Below are 16,552 nucleotides of genomic sequence, written 5' to 3'. Positions count from 1 at the left end.
TCCAGTATGCGCAACGGCTCAGGCGCGTTCGGCGACGCGTTCGCCCATCAGGCCGCTGGGGCGGAAGATCAGCACGGCGATCAGCACGACGAAGGCGAAGATGTCCTTGTAGTGGCTGCCGAGGAAGCCGCCGGTGAGATCGCCCAGGTACCCCGCCCCCAGGCTCTCGATGATGCCGAGCAGGATGCCGCCGATCACCGCGCCACCCAGGTTGCCGATGCCGCCGAGCACTGCCGCGGTGAATGCCTTGAGACCGATCATGAAGCCCATATAGGCGTGGGCCTGGTCGTAGTTCGCGGCGACCATCACCCCGGCCACGGCACCCAGCGCCGAACCGATGATGAAGGTCAGCGAGATCACGGTATTGATGTTCACGCCCATCAGCCCGGCCACGTCCGGATTCTGTGCGGTGGCACGCATGGCCCGGCCCAGCCTGGTCCGTTCGATCAGGAAGAACAGCCCGGCCATCAGCAGGAAGGCCAGGATGATGATGGCGATCTGCAGGTCGGTGATCGCGGCGCCGAAGAATTCATGCACTTCGGTCGGCAGGATGCTGGGAAACGGCCGGTAGTTGCGTCCCCAGATCAGCATGGCCGCCTGCTGCAGCACGATGGACACGCCGATCGCGGTGATCAGCGGCGCCAGCCTTGGGGCACGGCGCAAGGGCCGGTAGGCGACGCGCTCGATGGTGAAACCCAGCAGCATCGACACCGGGATCGCCATGGCAAGGCCGGCCAGCAGCAGCAGCGGGCCGGGCAACTGCACGCCGGCGCCCAACAGCACATTGATGCAGGTGATGGTCACCATCGCGCCGATCATCACGATCTCGCCATGGGCGAAATTGATCAGCTGCATGATGCCGTACACCATGGTGTAGCCAAGCGCGATCAGGGCATAGATGCTGCCCACGATCAGCCCGTTGAGCAGTTGCTGAATAAATATGTCCACCTTGTTGATCCTCTGCGAGGGTCCTGGAATGCCGGTGTGCCGTGAAGCACCCACCGGGATGAGCATCGGTGCTGACCGTCGTAGCCGCTGGCGCCCGGCTTTTGGCCGTACGCTCCTTCGCGTGGCCGGGTGGACGCCGCGCGACACGGGCAGGTGGGGTGCAGTTGGGGGCGAATACTACCGTAACAGTTGTCCGGCGAAACTTACAGAGCAGGGCGGGGCGCCGAAACTGCGACTTTCCCTTACGGAGTGAGCCACCGGCGGCGCCCGGTTCAAGGCGTTCCTCCCAGCAGTTCGGCATCGCCGCCCACGGCGGCGGTATTGAGAGTGACGGTCACCTCGGTCAGCAGCCGGAACAGCGGGTAGGCGCCATCGGACAGCGGCAGGATGGGTTGGCGGATCGGCCCGGGCAGCGCCGCAAGCCGTTGCGGCAGTGCAGGATCGTGCTGTCCGTCCCACAGCACGGCGTCAAATGCGGTGTGGAGCGGATCGGCCACCACGCTCACCTGACCGGCAAGGCTGCCGGGCCAGGCGGGCAGGTTGGTACCGGCCGGGATGCGGACGCGGTTGCCGGTTGCGAGCGCGCAGGCCATCTGCAGTATCCGTTCACTGGCGGTGGCGGCAAGGCACAGCACGGTGCCGCGTGCGCGATAGCCCAGCGTATTGCGCTCACCGGCCACCGCGGGCAGCGTCACTTCGACCGACAGCAGGTCGCGCTGGAACAAACCGACGATCCGCTGCTGCAGTGCCGCGCCGTCCGGCTGCGCCTGCGCCAGCTGCAGCAACGCCGGCAGGGCCGGGTGCGGGACTGCCGGCGCCGCGGCGGGGATGAGTGCGCAGGGGTCGGCGTCGCGCACCAGCCGCCACAGCAGCCAGGGGCCACCTGCCTTGGGCCCGGTACCCGACAAGCGCTCGCCGCCGAACGGCTGGTGGCCGACGACGGCGCCGATCTGGTTGCGGTTCACATAGACGTTGCCCACCCGCACCATCTGCGTCACGGTCTTGATCAGGCTGGGGCAGCGGCTGGCGATGCCCAGCGTCAGGCCGTAGCCCAGCGCATCCAGCCGGGCGAGCAGCAGCGGCAGCTCGGTGCGCCGGTAGCGCAGCACGGCCAGCACCGGACCGAAGATCTCGCCGGGCAGCCGCTCGGGTGCATCGATCTCGACCAGTGCCGGGGCGAGGAAATGGCCATCGCGCGGGGCCAGCGGAGCACGGGTGATGCGCATGCCCTGGTCGGCCAATGCCTGCAGGGCCTGTTCCACGTTGGCCTTGGCCCCATGCGAGATCAGCGGTCCCAGATCGCTTGCCAGCTCGGCCGGGTCGCCCACCTGCAGTTCGTCCATCGCGTCGCCCAGCAGCGCGATGATGCCGTCGGCGGTTTCCTCGGGCAGGCACAGCAGGCGCAGCGCCGAGCAGCGCTGGCCGGCGCTGTCGAATGCGGAGACCAGTGCATCGCGTACCACCTGCTCGGCCAGAGCCGAGCCGTCGACCACCATGGCGTTGACGCCGCCGGTTTCGGCGATCAGCGGCCGGACTGGATCGCCGGCAGCGAGTGCGGCGTGGATGGCCTGGGCGGCCGGCAGCGAGCCGGTGAACAGCACGCCGCGGATATGCGGATCGGCACTCAGGCGGGCGCCCACCTCGCCGCCGCCCGGCAGATATTGCAGGGCGCCGCGTGGGATCCCTGCCTCGTGCAGCAGCTCGGTGGCCAGGCGGGCGATCAGGGGGGTCTCGGCGGCGGGCTTGGCCAGCACCGGGTTGCCGGCGGCGAGCGCCGCCGCGATCTGGCCGACGAAGATCGCCAGTGGGAAATTCCACGGGCTGATCGCCGCCACCGGACCCAGTGGCGTGGGTGCTGCCCCAGGCCACAGCTGGCGGGCCTGCCGGGCATAGTAGTGGCAGAAATCGACGGCTTCGCGCACTTCGGCCAGCGCCGCCGGCAATGTCTTGCCTGCTTCGCGCACCAGCAGCGACAGCAACGCGCCGCGTCGGGCGATCAGCAGCGCCGCCGCGTTGTCCAGCATCTGCGCGCGCCGGGCGACCGGTGTCGCGGCCCATGCCGCTGCCTCACCCGCTGCGGTATGGCAGGCCGCGGCAACGTCGCGTGCGCTGCTGGCGGCCATTTCCCCGATCGCCTCATACGGTCGCGCCGGGTTGAAGAGCGCATGCGCGACAGCAGGCATGCATGGGTCCGCGCCAAGCAGGGGGGCCGCCACGGTGGGGGGGCGATCCGCAGCCATGTCGCCATGCAAGGCCGCGACAGCATCATCGTCGCTCCAGTCTAGCCCCGGGGCGACCGCCCCATGGCCGGGGCGGTGCGTGGGCGCGGGCAGGCCGGGTATGGCGGCAGTGCTGGCGGTGACCGGATCGATCTGCGCATCGGCCAGGTTTTCCGAGACCAGCAACTGGTGCACGAAGCTCTGGTTGGCACCGTTCTCCAGCAGGCGCCGCACCAGGTAGGGCAGCAGTGCGGCGTGCGCGCCCACCGGGGTATAGACGCGGCAGGGACGGTCGATGCCGTGCCCGGCCAACTGCCGATACAGCGCTTCGCCCATGCCGTACAGGCACTGGAATTCCAATGGCCGGTCTGCGGCCATCGCATGGAGCGCCAGTGCACTGAACACGTTGTGGGTGGCGAATGCCGGATAGACGCTGTCGGCCGCGGCCAGCAGTTGCCGCGCGCAGGCCAGGAAGCTCGTGTCGGTATGCGCCTTGCGGGTGTACACCGTATAGTCGGGCCAGGCCTCGAGCTGGGCCCGCTTGATCTCGCTGTCCCAGTACGCGCCCTTGACCAGCCGCACCACGATACGCCGCCGGCGTGTGGCGGCGGTCTCCACCAGCCAGTCGATCTGCGCCAGGGCGCTCTTCTGATAGGCCTGCACCGCGATGCCGAGTCCGTCCCAGCCTGAAAGCGTCGGCTCGGCCAACAGCCGCCCGAACAAGGCCAGCGTCAGCGGCGTGCGCTCGCTTTCCTCCGCATCGATGGTGAATGGCAGGTCGGCTTCACGCGCCATGCGCGCCAGCGCCAGCAATCGCGGATAAAGCGCCCGCTGCACCTGTGTCCATTGGCGGTGTTCGTAGCGTGGATGCAGCGCGGAAAGCTTGACCGACACGCCGCACGGTGAGGTCGCCCCCGTCGCGCCGCCTTGCCTGCCCAGATGCGTGATCGCGTTGGCGTAGGCCTGCGCATAGCGCTCCGCATCCTGCTGCGTCAGCGCCGCCTCACCCAGCATGTCGAACGAATACAGAAATCCCGGCTGCCGCTTTGCCAGTGCGGCGGCGATGCCCTCGCCGCCGACGAAGTGCTCGGCGGTCCGGCGCAGTGCCTGCTTGAGCGCGAACCGGACCAACGTCTCGCCTGGCTGCGAAGTGCTCCAGCTCCCGGCCGTCGCCAGTCCCACGCGGGCAAGATTGACCAGCAGCGAAGGGCTGCGCTCGCCATGGGCCCAGTCAGCAGCGTGCAGCTGGTCGCGGATCAACTGGTCGGCAGTTGCGGTATCGGGTATGCGCAGCAGGGCTTCGGCCAGTGTCAGCAGCGCACGGCCGGCCGGCGTGCCCAGCGGAAAGGCGGCAAACAGCGCATCGGCACCGCCGCCGTGGCGCCTTGCTTCACGCAACGATTCGAGCAGCAGCTGGCCCTGGCCTTCGGCAAAGGCGCGTTCGTCGGCGCTCAGGTGGGCCAGCGGCAGCAAGGCGCGCAGTATCCGGGCCTCGCTGACATGCCGTGGCGCGGTGAAGCCAGGCACCAGGGGGGCGGCCCCGGAAAGGGAATCGACCAAAGCCATGGCAGCTCCTGACGGGACGGGCGGGACGATTCCAACTTAGAAGCTGCTCGGCGCTTGTGCGAAATCCGCCGCATCGGGCTGTTGCATCGGCACGAATCGGCGGCAAGGCGCTACTACGCCTCAGACCCTGACCCCTGCCTGCGAATATCGCCACGTGATATGGGGGTCTTGGCCTCGTGCTATACTCGCCGGCTTTGCATCCATTCCGGCACTTCCCGTCATGACCCGCGCCCTTCGCAATATCGCCATCATCGCCCACGTCGACCATGGCAAGACCACACTTGTCGATCAACTGCTGCGCCAGTCGGGCACGTTCCGAGAAAACCAGCAGGTCGACGAGCGTGTGATGGACAGCAACGACCTGGAAAAGGAGCGCGGCATCACCATCCTGGCCAAGAACACCGCCATCGATTACGAAGGCACCCATATCAACATCGTCGACACCCCGGGCCACGCCGACTTCGGCGGCGAGGTGGAGCGGGTGCTGGGCATGGTGGATGGCGTGCTGCTGCTGGTCGATGCGGTGGAAGGGCCGATGCCCCAGACCCGCTTCGTCACCAAGAAGGCGCTGGCGCTGGGGCTGCGCCCCATCGTCGTGATCAACAAGGTCGACCGTCCTGGCGCCCGTCCGGACTGGGTGGTGGACCAGACCTTCGACCTCTTCGACAAGCTTGGCGCCACCGACGAACAGCTCGATTTCCCCATCATCTACGCCTCGGGTCTGAACGGCTTTGCCAAGCTGGATCTGGCCGAGGAATCGGACAACATGCGCCCGCTGTTCGAAACCGTGCTCAAGCATGTGCCGACGCCGCCGGGCAGCGCCGACGCGCCATTGCAGCTGCAGATCGCCGCGCTCGACTACTCGACCTACACCGGGCGCCTGGGCGTGGGCCGTGTGCTCAACGGCCGTATCCGTCCCGGCATGCAGGTGGCGGTGATGAACCATGAGGACCAGGTCGCCGCTGGTCGCATCAACCAGGTGCTGGGTTTCCAGGGGCTGGAGCGCGTGCCGGTGGACGAGGCCGAGGCCGGCGACATCGTCATCATCTCGGGCCTGGAGGACATCGGCATCGGCGTCACGATCTGCGACAAGGAAAATCCGGTCGGCCTGCCGATGCTGTCGGTGGACGAGCCGACGCTGACCATGGATTTCATGGTCAATTCCTCGCCGCTGGCCGGCACCGAGGGCAAGTTCGTCACCAGCCGGCAGATCCGCGACCGGCTGCAGAAGGAACTCCTGACCAACGTCGCGCTGCGCGTCGAGGATACCGGCGATGCCGACGTGTTCCGCGTCTCGGGCCGGGGCGAGTTGCACCTGACCATCCTGCTGGAGAACATGCGCCGCGAAGGTTTCGAGCTGGCGGTCGCCAAGCCGCGCGTGGTGTACAAGGAGATCGACGGCGTCAAGTGCGAGCCGTACGAGAACCTGACCATCGATCTGGAGGATGAGCACCAGGGTGGCATCATGGAAGAGATCGGTCGCCGCCGCGGCGAACTCACCAACATGGAAAGCGATGGCAACGGCCGCACCCGGCTGGAATACCACATTCCGGCGCGTGGCCTGATCGGCTTCCAGTCCGACTTCATGACCATGACCCGCGGCACCGGCCTGATGAGCCACGTGTTCGACGACTATGGCCCGGTCAAGCCCGATCTGCCCGGCCGCCACAACGGCGTGCTGATCTCCCAGGAGCACGGCGATGCGGTTGCCTACGCACTGTGGAACCTGGAAGACCGTGGTCGCATGTTCGTGAGCCCCGGCGACAAGCTGTACGAAGGCATGATCATCGGCATCCACAGCCGCGACAACGATCTGGTGGTGAACCCGATCAAGGGCAAGAAGCTGACCAACGTGCGTGCCTCGGGCACCGATGAGGCGGTGCGCCTGACCCCGCCGATCAAGCTGACGCTGGAGTCGGCGGTCGAGTTCATCGACGATGACGAACTGGTCGAGATCACCCCGCAGAGCATCCGTATCCGCAAGCGCCACCTGCAGGAGCACGAGCGCCGCCGTGCCGCGAAGGCCGAGGGGTAAGGTTTCCTGTGGCGTCGTAGTGAGTATTTCCAAATGGATTCGAGGGCACTGTTGAAACAGTGCCCTCGATTTTTTTACAGATGGGTTAATTGGAAGGGGAAACTGCAATCAAGCTTCCGTTCTCGTCCATGATATGGAATTCATCCAGAAAAATGGTTCTTGAATGAGGGGCCGCAGATTGCATTCCCACGGGGTTCCATCTGTAGTCATAGAGGCCAGCCTTGAAGTAATTCTTTGCAATATTGTTGTACATATTAGGCTCGTTGATTTCTATGATTTTTTGCTGATTTTTGTAAACCCGTACGAAGCCCTGCCCACCCTCGGCCACAGACCGCCAATCCCATTTCACATGGAACGCCCAGTCTGTCCATACGCCCTTCTCTATATCAAGAATATTGGCGGGCAAACCCACAATAGGTTGTAATGCCTGGTAGTTTACAGATGTATTCCCGGTATTTACGGTTATCTGTTTATTGTCCCAGCGTTTCTCTACGGACCATTTGCTGTGTTTAATTACCAGCGCAAGACTTGGGGGGAGGGAGCCTTCTCCCGGGTCGGTAATACTATGCCATTGCGCTACCAGTGGGCCCCAAGTAGGGCCTACCGGTTCAAAAACCCAATCGGAAGGGACATAGGTGCTGAAGCCAAACCATTGTTCATCCCCTTTCTGGGCAAGTTCTGAGCGCTTGACTTCTGCCCTGACTCCTTCGCTTACTTCCAACTCCGAATCGGCAATCGTCGATTTCAAGGCATGTCCCCGGGGAACACGCCTGATTAGATCCTGGATTTGTAATGACGAGGCGCTGGGAAAGACTTCCTTGCCAGTCCATTCGGTAAAATTAAGGATGCCGAATTTGGAGTTCAATAGCTGCGTGGTATGGAAATGCGCTTCGTCAATGACGAGCTTGGCATATCCTGGTGTACCGCCGGTGACCTGTTCTGCAATCAGGCTTAATTTTACGGTCTTTGCATTTGCAGGAATTCCCCCATTGGGCCTGAGCCATTGGCTTCGCCATTCCTGCGGATTGTCTGCGCTTGTGAGGTAATATCTGCTGCCAAAATTAGTGGTGTGATAATTTGCTAGTTGATTTCCATTTGCATCTTTAAATGTGAGTTTGAGGAATACTCTTGCATTGATCAATTCATAAGGATACGTATATACAAATGCGTTGAAAGCTTTTGTTGCCTGAAGGTTGCTTACATCAATTTCTTGGCTAAATATGGCAAGACCACCATTGCTCAGGTTCACCTCCAAAAATTGAGCATAATTTCCCTGATATACGGGCCCTGTTACTTTGTGCAGAGATACAATCTGTGCTGTGCTTTCATTGGTCCATCCATTGGCAAGTCCTATTCCGTCACTCCAACTTTCAAATCCACCATTGTTGGAAAGGGATTGATATCCAAGCCCGACATCTGCATGTCCCAAAGTAGAAATGAATAAGGGGGTCAACATAAATACATGCTTCATTCTAAACATAAAAAATCTCCTTGTAAGGGTTTGCACGGGTTGCAAATCTATACGAATAAAAAAGAGTAATGCATGATGTTTCGAATTTATATGTTCAAATTATTCTATATTTTTAATAAATGGATTGATGTCTACTAATTCTTAGAATCTTGCAAGCTTGAGAAACAGTCTTCCCGCGCCTTCTGTTCCGCTACCGTACTAAAAATCCTGTTGAAATTCTGATACATGTTTTCCTCCGTCACCCCTAAATAATATTTCAAAATTTGTCATCATTATGATGGAAGCATGTCAGCATAATTCCAGTTTGATTTTATTTTTATCTTTATTTATATGTTGTTTTATATAATTTTTTAAGTCAGTTTATACTAAATTTTTGTCAGAATCATTGCTTGCTGTGTGAACTACTGCACTTACAACTATACGACGATCGTTGGGTACGTTCAGTATTTTGTCAGAATCTCCTCGGCAGCCCGGTATGGGCCAATACGCGACTGATGGCAGCGGCCGAGACGAACGAGTGCATGGAGATGAACTCGATCAGCAGCCTGCGGTGCTGCAACCCGACGATGAGCGCGGCCTTGACCGACTTCACGGCGCGCCGCAAGTGTGTCCAGCCTGAAGAGGCAATGCTCGGCGCGGTCTCTCTTCTGCCAAGATAGCGGCCCAGTCACCTCAGCGCCGTCAGTGGCATCGCCCCCGCGCCAGCCCGGCTTGTGTCGCGCTCAGTCGCCTTTGGTCATTTGCTTGACCGTCTTCAAACAGCCTACCCAAGTCAATCCCGGTACAACCTATTGAAGTTTCACAGTTAATCCTTGGTATACCTGGATGCGTGCAAGACAACGTACGTCTCCGACCCATGTCACTTGACGAGGGAATGTTCCTGTTCCACGCTCAATGCGAAACGTGACCTGAGCACGGCAAGGCATGCCGGCATGGGTCGTTCAAAACGGAGCCAGCGTAGCCGGACCAGGAGGATGGAGATGAAGCGAGCACCGTTATCGCGGTGGTTGTCCGGTTGCGCCTTGCTTGCGCTGGCCATTGATGTCCAAGCCGCATGCCGCGGCAGTTGGGCGGAAGGAAATACCTATACCGCGGGCGACGTCGTCAGCTACGCAGGCGCCAATTACACGGCGCGCAGCACGCATACTGCCTATGTCGGCACCAACTGGAACCCCGTGGCCAGCCCCACGTTGTGGCAAAGCGGCGGCGACTGCGACGCCGCTACGCCGGTACCCACATCGGTGCCCACCCCGACCCCTACGGCCATCCCGACGCCGACCGTGACCGCCCAACCAACGCCGACGCATGGACTCCCGACCCCCACGCCAACCCCGGTCGGTAACTGTCATCCTGCGTGGCTCAGCAGCATGGCCTATACCTCCGGCCAGCGCGTCACCCATGGCACACGCAACTACGAGGCCAAGTGGTGGACCCAGGGTGACAATCCCGCACAAAGCGGCACCTGGGGGGTATGGAAGGAGGTGGGCGTGTGCGGCATCGTGACGCCGACGCCGACGCCGACGCCGACGCCGACGCCGACGCCGACGCCGACACCGACATCCACAGTAACGCCGACTAGTGTCCCGCGGACCCAATTCCAGTACCTTGACCTGTCTGCCACCGGCAACACCGTCTCGGTGTCCTGGCAGAGCGATCTGATCCGCTATCCGGCCATCCTGCGTTGGGAAGTGGTGGAGGATGGTCGTGTCGTTGCCAGCGGGCCGCACGCCAGTTCCCGGTTCACCGGCAGCTGTGCCGGCTCTTTCTGCGTCGACGGTTATGTCTGGAGTGGGCAGACCACCTTGCAGGATGTCACGCCCGGCACGCATACCTACCTGATCCGGCTCTACTACAACGAGGGTGACCCCGTTTTCATCGGCCAAAGTCGTTCGGTGACGGTCAGCGCACCGCCGCCGTCCCCCGGCAGTGCCCTGCTCGACGTACGCTTTGACCCTCACCCGATCGGGGCCTACGGTCCCAGCCAGTTCCAGGCGGACTGGCGCATTGCACCGTCCGGTTCGTCCGGCGTGGCGGCGGGTCGTGTCGCCGTCGTTGCCGACCCGGACAACAGCGCCAACAAGGTGCTGCGGGTGACCTACAAGGGGGGCGAGATCGGCGGCAATTCCGCGAGCGTGTTCGATGTGCCGCTGCCGGCTGGCCATGACCACCTGTTCCTGCAGTACAAGGTGCGCTTCGACAATGCCTTCCTGTGGGTCAAAGGCGGCAAGCTGCCGGGCCTGGGTGGTGCCGACACCCCCACGGGCTGCATCGACAACGGCACCTTCGACGGTTTCACCACCCGCAGCATGTGGCGTGAACAGGGCTTGGCGTTCCAATACCTGTACTTTCCCGGCAAGGCGGAGCGCTGTGGCGACTATTTCAGCTACACCAAGCGGTTCGAGGCAGGCCGCTGGCATACCCTCACCCAGGAGGTCAGGCTCAACGACGCGGGTCAGGCCAATGGCACACTCAAGTCCTGGCTTGACGGCGAACCGGTGCTGACGCTGACCGGGATGAAATGGCGCGAAGGCGCGGCGGTGGGCATCGATGCGTTGGTGTTCCACACCTTCTTCGGCGGTTCGACCAGCGACTGGGCGCCGCCCACCGACCAGTATGCCTACTTCGACGACGTGCGCGTCTCCACCGGCTCGCCGTTGGCGCTGGTCGATACCGCCAGGCCGGCGCCGGTCCTGCCCGATCCGCGCCCTGGCTATACGCTGTGGCAGGCGGGGAGCACGTATGCCGAAGGCAGCCTGGTCTACCGCGTCGACAACAGCCGCCATTGCTACTTCAAGGCCCGCTACTACGTGGGGGCCAATGTCGATCCGTTGGCCTCGAACCTGCCCGAGGTACACGTCGGCGTGTATTCCCCGAGGCTGGATAACGGCGAGAAGTGGATCGCGCTGGCCTGCTCCCCAGGCTGAACGCCGTCGTGCCCCCGGTCCCCGGGGGCACTCACGCCCGGCTGGCCTCCCCAGAGGGGGCCGGCGGGCAGATCCGGCATGCTTGGCGAGGTACCCGGCCATGGATGCCACCACAGGTGCACCAGCATTCCCATGATGTGCCCCCATGCCAGCCGTACCCGGGAGGGGCGCACCAGCTGGCAGGGCGCCAGGGCGGATTGCCGTGCCGCGCGCGCATCTGCCGCTTCACCTGGCGCCGCGCGGGTCCATGCCCCTTGCCGCCGGCGTCCAGATGCCGATTCCCGTCACACTGGATGCAGCCTCCCGATTGATGTGGGCTCCCGCCATCGCGCAGCTGACGGTGCCGCGCTTGGCCGGATGTGGCGCCGGGCAGAGCCCTGCATCGCCACAGCACCGCATGGCACGATCTATACCGGATGGCAGCCAGCGGCGGCGCAGTGCGCCGGCTGCCGTGGGGCCGCCTTCGGCGTCGGCCCGGGGCGGGGACAGCTGCGAAAGCGCCGTAGTACCATCCGGTTTTGATTGATCGCTATGGCAACAATGACCGACAACGACAAAGTCAGGCTGGACAAATGGCTATGGGCGGCCCGCTTTTTCAAGACCCGGGTGCTGGCGAGCGGGGCGATCGAGGGTGGGCATGTCCAGGTCAACGACGAGCGGCCCAAGCCGGCACGGGTGCTGCGCCTGGGCGACCGGTTGCGCATCCGCACGGCGCACGGCGAATTCGAGGTCACGGTGGCGGCATTGTCGGATCGTCGCGGCCCGGCCGAGCAGGCGCGCCTGCTGTATCAGGAAACCGCCGACAGCATGGCCCGGCGCGAAGCCGCGGCACTGGAACAGGCGCTGGCGCCACAGTTCGAACACCCGCTTTCCAAGGGGCGCCCCACCAAGAAATGGCGGCGGCAGCTCGACCGATTCGATCACAAACACAGCAAGGATTGACGTCGCATGTCGCTCCACTACCACCTCGTGCCCACCGATCCTGCCGGTCACTATTTCGATGTGACATTGACCATTGCCCGGCCCGATTCCGCGGGGCAGGTGCTCTGGCTGCCGGTATGGATTCCCGGCAGCTACCTGATCCGCGAGTTCGCACGTCATATCGTGACGATCGAGGCGAGTTCCGATGGCAAGCCGATCGAGATTGCCAAGCTTGACAAGCACCGCTGGCGGGCAGCGCCGACGCGCAAGCCGCTGGTCGTCACCTATCGCGTCTATGCATTCGATCTGTCGGTCCGCGGTGCCTATCTGGATGAGACACGCGGTTTCTTCAACGGCACCAGTGTGTTTCTCGCGGTGGCGGGGCAGGAAACGCAGCCGTGCACCGTCGAGTTGTCGCCGCCGGCCGGCAGGGCGCGCTGGCGGGTGGCGACCAGCCTGAACACCGATGGTGCCAGGCCCGGTGCCTTCGGCCGCTATCGTGCGGCTGATTACGACGAGCTGATCGATCATCCGGTGGAGATGGGGGAGTTCGCCCGCGAGTCGTTCACGGTGGCGGGTGTGCCGCATGAGATCGTGATCGCCGGACGCCAGCGCGCCGACCTCAAGCGGCTCAAGCGCGATCTGAAGAAGATCTGCGAATACCAGATCGGCCTCTTTGGCGCGCCGGCGCCGTTCTCCCGCTATGTGTTCATGACCATGGTCACCGGCGATGGCTACGGCGGCCTGGAACATCGGGCGTCGACGGCGCTGCTGGCCAGCCGGGATGACCTGCCGCTGGCGCACGAGACCGGGATCAAGCCGGGGTACCGGCAGTACCTGGGGCTGTGCAGCCACGAATACTTCCACAGCTGGAACGTCAAGCGGATCAAGCCTGCGGCATTCGCGCCCTATGATCTGCAACGGGAGAATTACACCCGGCTGCTGTGGGCGTTCGAGGGCATCACCTCGTACTACGACGATCTGACGCTGGTGCGCACCGGCCTGATCCCGGTGCAGGAATATCTCGATCTGCTGGCACAGACCATGACGCAGGTCGAACGCGGCCCCGGGCGCCTGAAGCAGACGCTGGAAGAGGCGAGCCTGGATGCGTGGATCAAATACTATCGGCAGGACGAGAACAGCCCCAATGCGCAGGTGAGCTATTACACCAAGGGGGCGCTGGCCGCGCTCTGCCTGGACCTGACCCTGCGCAGCCGTACCGCCGGTGCCAGGAGCCTGGACGATGTGATGCGCGTGCTCTGGCAGCGCTACGGGCACGATTTCGAGACACGCGGCGAGGGCGTGCCCGAGGCGGACTGGGAGCAGCTGGCAAGCGAGGTCGCCGGCCTCGACCTTGCCGCGTTCTTCGAGCAGGCCCTGCGTACCACCGAACCGTTGCCGCTGGCACGCCTGTTGGCCGAAGTGGGGGTGGAAAGCCAGTTGCGGCCCATCGCCGGCGCGACGGACAAGGGGGGCTGGCAGGAGATCCGCGCGCCCGGCAACACCCTCGGCGCGCGCACCGCGGCCGAGGCCGGCGGCGTCAAGCTGACGCACGTCTTCGATGGCGGCCCGGCACAGGCGGCCGGCCTTGCCGCAGGCGACGTGCTGGTGGCGATCGAGGGCCTGCGGGTGACTAGCGGCAACCTGGAAGGACAACTGGCCGCATGGCCCGCCGGCACCACGCTCAAGGTGCATGCCTTCCGTCGCGATGAGCTGTGCGAGCGGCAGTTGACCCTGCTGCCGGCACCGACCGACACCTGGGGATTACGGCCCGATCAGCATGCCGACGCCGCCCGGCTTGCGCAGCGCCGCGCCTGGCTGGGGCGCGACTGACGCAGTGACGGGGTGCACTGCTGGGTTCTTTCCGACACATCTGCCTGCTTTTGCTGGTCAAGCGTTTCGGGGTTGATCAACAATGGCAGGCCTGAACACGTAATGGCATGTTGCCGTCATGCCTCAGGGGGAGCGCAAGATGAGCGTCAAGCTCGGCTGGGGATTTGCCAACAGCATCCGCGGCAAGATCCTGGTGGTGTTCGTGCTGATCAGCCTTGTCGCCACCTGCGCCTACAGCTACTACGCCTACACGCTCAAATCGAGCGCGATCCGGCAGGAAATCGACCAACGCCTGCATAGCGCCGCGGCGGCGGCGCCATTGATGCTGCCGCGCGACTTCCTCAGCCGCGCCCGCACCGCAGACGATATCCCGCCGGCCGAGTATCGCCGCTGGCTCGCTGACTTCGACCGCTATTGCCAGGCTGTCGGCTTGCGCTACCTGTATGTGTTCGCCCCAGTGGGCGACAAGCTGGTCTATCTGATGGACAGCGCCAGCCCGGGCGAGGTCGCGCAGGGCCGCTACGGGCATTACTTCGCCGAATACAACGGGCCGGTCGCTGTGCTGCGCGACATCCTTGCCACCGGCCAGCCGCGCTTTATCGAATACACCGACCAGTACGGCCATTTCCGTTCGTTGTTCGTCCCGGGTGTCACGGCCGATGGCCGCCCCTATCTGATCGGGGTGGATGTCAGCCTCGACTACATTGCCGCCCAGCTCAACCAGGCACTGCAGCAATCGCTGGCGATAGGGCTGGCCACCTTCCTGATCGGCGTGATGCTCTCGCTGCTGCTCACCTGGCAGCTTTCGCGCCCGGTCGCGGCGCTGGTATCCGGCGTACGGCGCATCGAAGCGGGCGACTACAGCGCACGCGTTGCCTGGCGCAGCGGCGATGAGCTCGGCCAACTGGCCCGCAGCTTCAACACCATGAGCGGCGCCGTGGCCGAACGTGAGCGCGAGATGCTCAGGCTGGCCTTCGTCGACCCGTTGACCGGCCTTGCCAACCGGACCCGCCTGATCGAGGCCGTCGAAGCGCATCTGGCCGGTGAGCCGGCACATTTCGCGGTGGTGCTGTTCGATCTGGACCAGTTCAAATACATCAACGACTACCTGGGCTATCAGGTGGGCGACGCCGCGATCGCGGCATTGGGCCGGCGGCTGGCGGCGGCGCTGAGCGGCGGCGGCGAGGTCTGCGCGCGGCTCTCCGGCGACGAATATGCCATCCTGTTCCCCAATACCACCGCGGCGCTGTTGCCGGAACGGCTGCGCCGGATCGAGGCGCTGCTGGCCCAACCGGTGGTGGTGGTCGGCCAGCGGTTGGATCTGGGCGCGAGCATCGGCGTGGCACTGTATCCGGAGCATGGCGATTCGGGTGATCTGCTGTTGCGCCACGCCGAGGTGGCGATGTATGCGGCCAAACGGCTGCACCAGAATCACGTGGTCTACGATCCGGGCTTCGAGCAGAACCGCCAGACGCAGCTGGCGCTGCTGTCCGATCTGCGCAATGCGGTGGCGGAAAACCAGTTCGTCGTGTGCTACCAGCCCAAGATCCGGATGAAGGACGGCGAGATCGACAGTGCCGAGGCACTGGTCCGCTGGCGTCACCCGGAGCGCGGCTGGATCCCACCGGGCGATTTCATCCCGTTCGCCGAACAGACCGGCCGCCTGCGCGCCATCACGCAGTGGGTGATCCATGATGTGCTGGCCCGGTCGGTAAGCTGGAGCGCGCAGGACATCCGTCTCACCGTCTCGGTCAACATCGGCATGAGCGATGCGGAGGACACGGATTTTGTCGATTTCATCGAAGAGGCCCTGGCGCGGCTGGGTGCGAACCCGGACATGCTGTGTCTCGAAATCACCGAAACCGGGGTGATGAACCGGCCCAAGGAGCTGCTGGCCAACCTGGAGCGGCTGCGAATGCTCGGTGTGCGGCTGTCGATCGATGATTTCGGGACCGGTTACTCGTCATTCGCCTACCTGGCGCAGATGCCGGTGCACGAGCTCAAGATCGACCGCTCCTTCGTCAACGCGCTCGATCACAAGTTCGAGAACGTCTCCATTGTCCGCTCCATCATCGAGTTGGGGCATATCCTGGGCCTGCAGGTGGTCGCCGAGGGGGTGGAGACCGAATCGGTATGGCAGGCGCTGGCAGTCATGGGGTGCGACGAGGCCCAGGGCTATCTGATTGCCAAGCCCATGCAGGCCGACGAGTTCAAGACGTGGTATCTCTCGGCGCCGATGCTGCCCTACACCCCGCCGGACATGTCGGTCTACGATCAGCCGCCGGCCGACCTGCCCCAATCGCTGCTTGGCCTGCGCGCGGTCGACCGCCGCTGACCCGGTGCGCTTGCTGAAGCACTTCACAACCGTCCCCCGCTGCCGTTCCACGTAAGCTCTGTACTGTCTCCGGAGCGCGCCAGCGCCGCTCCGGCGGCTTTTCCTTTGCCTGCGGCCATCGCGATGCCGCTGCACAGCCCATGGCCCCGCGTCTTTACACCGGGACTCGCTGCGTGGTGTGGCATCCCAGCCTTTGCGAATCCGGTTGTCGCCTTTGCGGCGCCCGACCTTGGCTTCGCCCCGATCTGTCGCTGCCGGCACGGTCGGGCTCGCAGGCATTTATATCCCTATCGCGGCATG

General features: G+C 63.8%; 9 protein-coding genes. 5 read left to right on the top strand and 4 right to left on the bottom strand.

The features are described 5' to 3' along the window. Positions 1–18 precede the first annotated feature (18 nt). Positions 19–948 (bottom strand): branched-chain amino acid ABC transporter permease, encoded by a 930-nt coding sequence (locus N8I74_RS12860; protein ID WP_263123506.1) that lies wholly within the window; start codon positions 946–948, stop codon positions 19–21. A gap of 272 nt (positions 949–1,220) precedes the next feature. Further along, complete coding sequence (gene putA, locus N8I74_RS12855) at positions 1,221–4,733, bottom strand: bifunctional proline dehydrogenase/L-glutamate gamma-semialdehyde dehydrogenase PutA (RefSeq protein WP_263123505.1); 3,513 nt, start codon at positions 4,731–4,733, stop codon at positions 1,221–1,223. 220 nt (positions 4,734–4,953) lie between these two features. On the opposite strand from putA, the gene typA reads away from it, so the two are divergent. Next, positions 4,954–6,768: a translational GTPase TypA gene (gene typA / locus N8I74_RS12850; RefSeq protein ID WP_263123504.1), complete on the top strand. Its 1,815-nt coding sequence runs from the start codon at positions 4,954–4,956 to the stop codon at positions 6,766–6,768. 85 nt (positions 6,769–6,853) lie between these two features. On the opposite strand, the gene N8I74_RS12845 is transcribed toward typA, so the two are convergent. Beyond that, positions 6,854–8,248: a polysaccharide lyase gene (locus N8I74_RS12845; protein WP_263123503.1), complete on the bottom strand. Its 1,395-nt coding sequence runs from the start codon at positions 8,246–8,248 to the stop codon at positions 6,854–6,856. A gap of 442 nt (positions 8,249–8,690) precedes the next feature. After that, a complete protein-coding gene (locus tag N8I74_RS12840; protein WP_263123502.1) occupies positions 8,691–8,831 on the bottom strand; it encodes a hypothetical protein in 141 nt (46 codons plus the stop codon). Between the two features lie 388 nt (positions 8,832–9,219). Between N8I74_RS12840 and N8I74_RS12835 the strand changes: the two genes are divergently transcribed. The 4 genes from N8I74_RS12835 (at position 9,220) to N8I74_RS12820 (ending at position 16,252) form a co-directional block, all read left to right on the top strand. After that, positions 9,220–11,163, top strand: coding sequence for a polysaccharide lyase (locus tag N8I74_RS12835; protein WP_263123501.1), 1,944 nt, complete (start codon positions 9,220–9,222; stop codon positions 11,161–11,163). Between the two features lie 531 nt (positions 11,164–11,694). Beyond that, a complete protein-coding gene (locus N8I74_RS12830) occupies positions 11,695–12,105 on the top strand; it encodes an RNA-binding S4 domain-containing protein (protein WP_308445856.1) in 411 nt (136 codons plus the stop codon). A gap of 6 nt (positions 12,106–12,111) precedes the next feature. Next, entirely contained in the window at positions 12,112–13,917 is a 1,806-nt protein-coding gene (locus N8I74_RS12825; RefSeq protein WP_263123500.1) for a M61 family metallopeptidase, read from the top strand. A gap of 139 nt (positions 13,918–14,056) precedes the next feature. Further along, a complete protein-coding gene (locus tag N8I74_RS12820; protein WP_263123499.1) occupies positions 14,057–16,252 on the top strand; it encodes a putative bifunctional diguanylate cyclase/phosphodiesterase in 2,196 nt (731 codons plus the stop codon). The last annotated feature ends 300 nt before the right edge of the window (positions 16,253–16,552 follow it).

The sequence above is a fragment of the Chitiniphilus purpureus genome, assembly GCF_025642115.1.
Classification (GTDB): Bacteria; Pseudomonadota; Gammaproteobacteria; order Burkholderiales; family Chitinibacteraceae; genus Chitiniphilus; species Chitiniphilus purpureus.
This window is presented reverse-complemented; position numbering and strand designations above follow the sequence as displayed.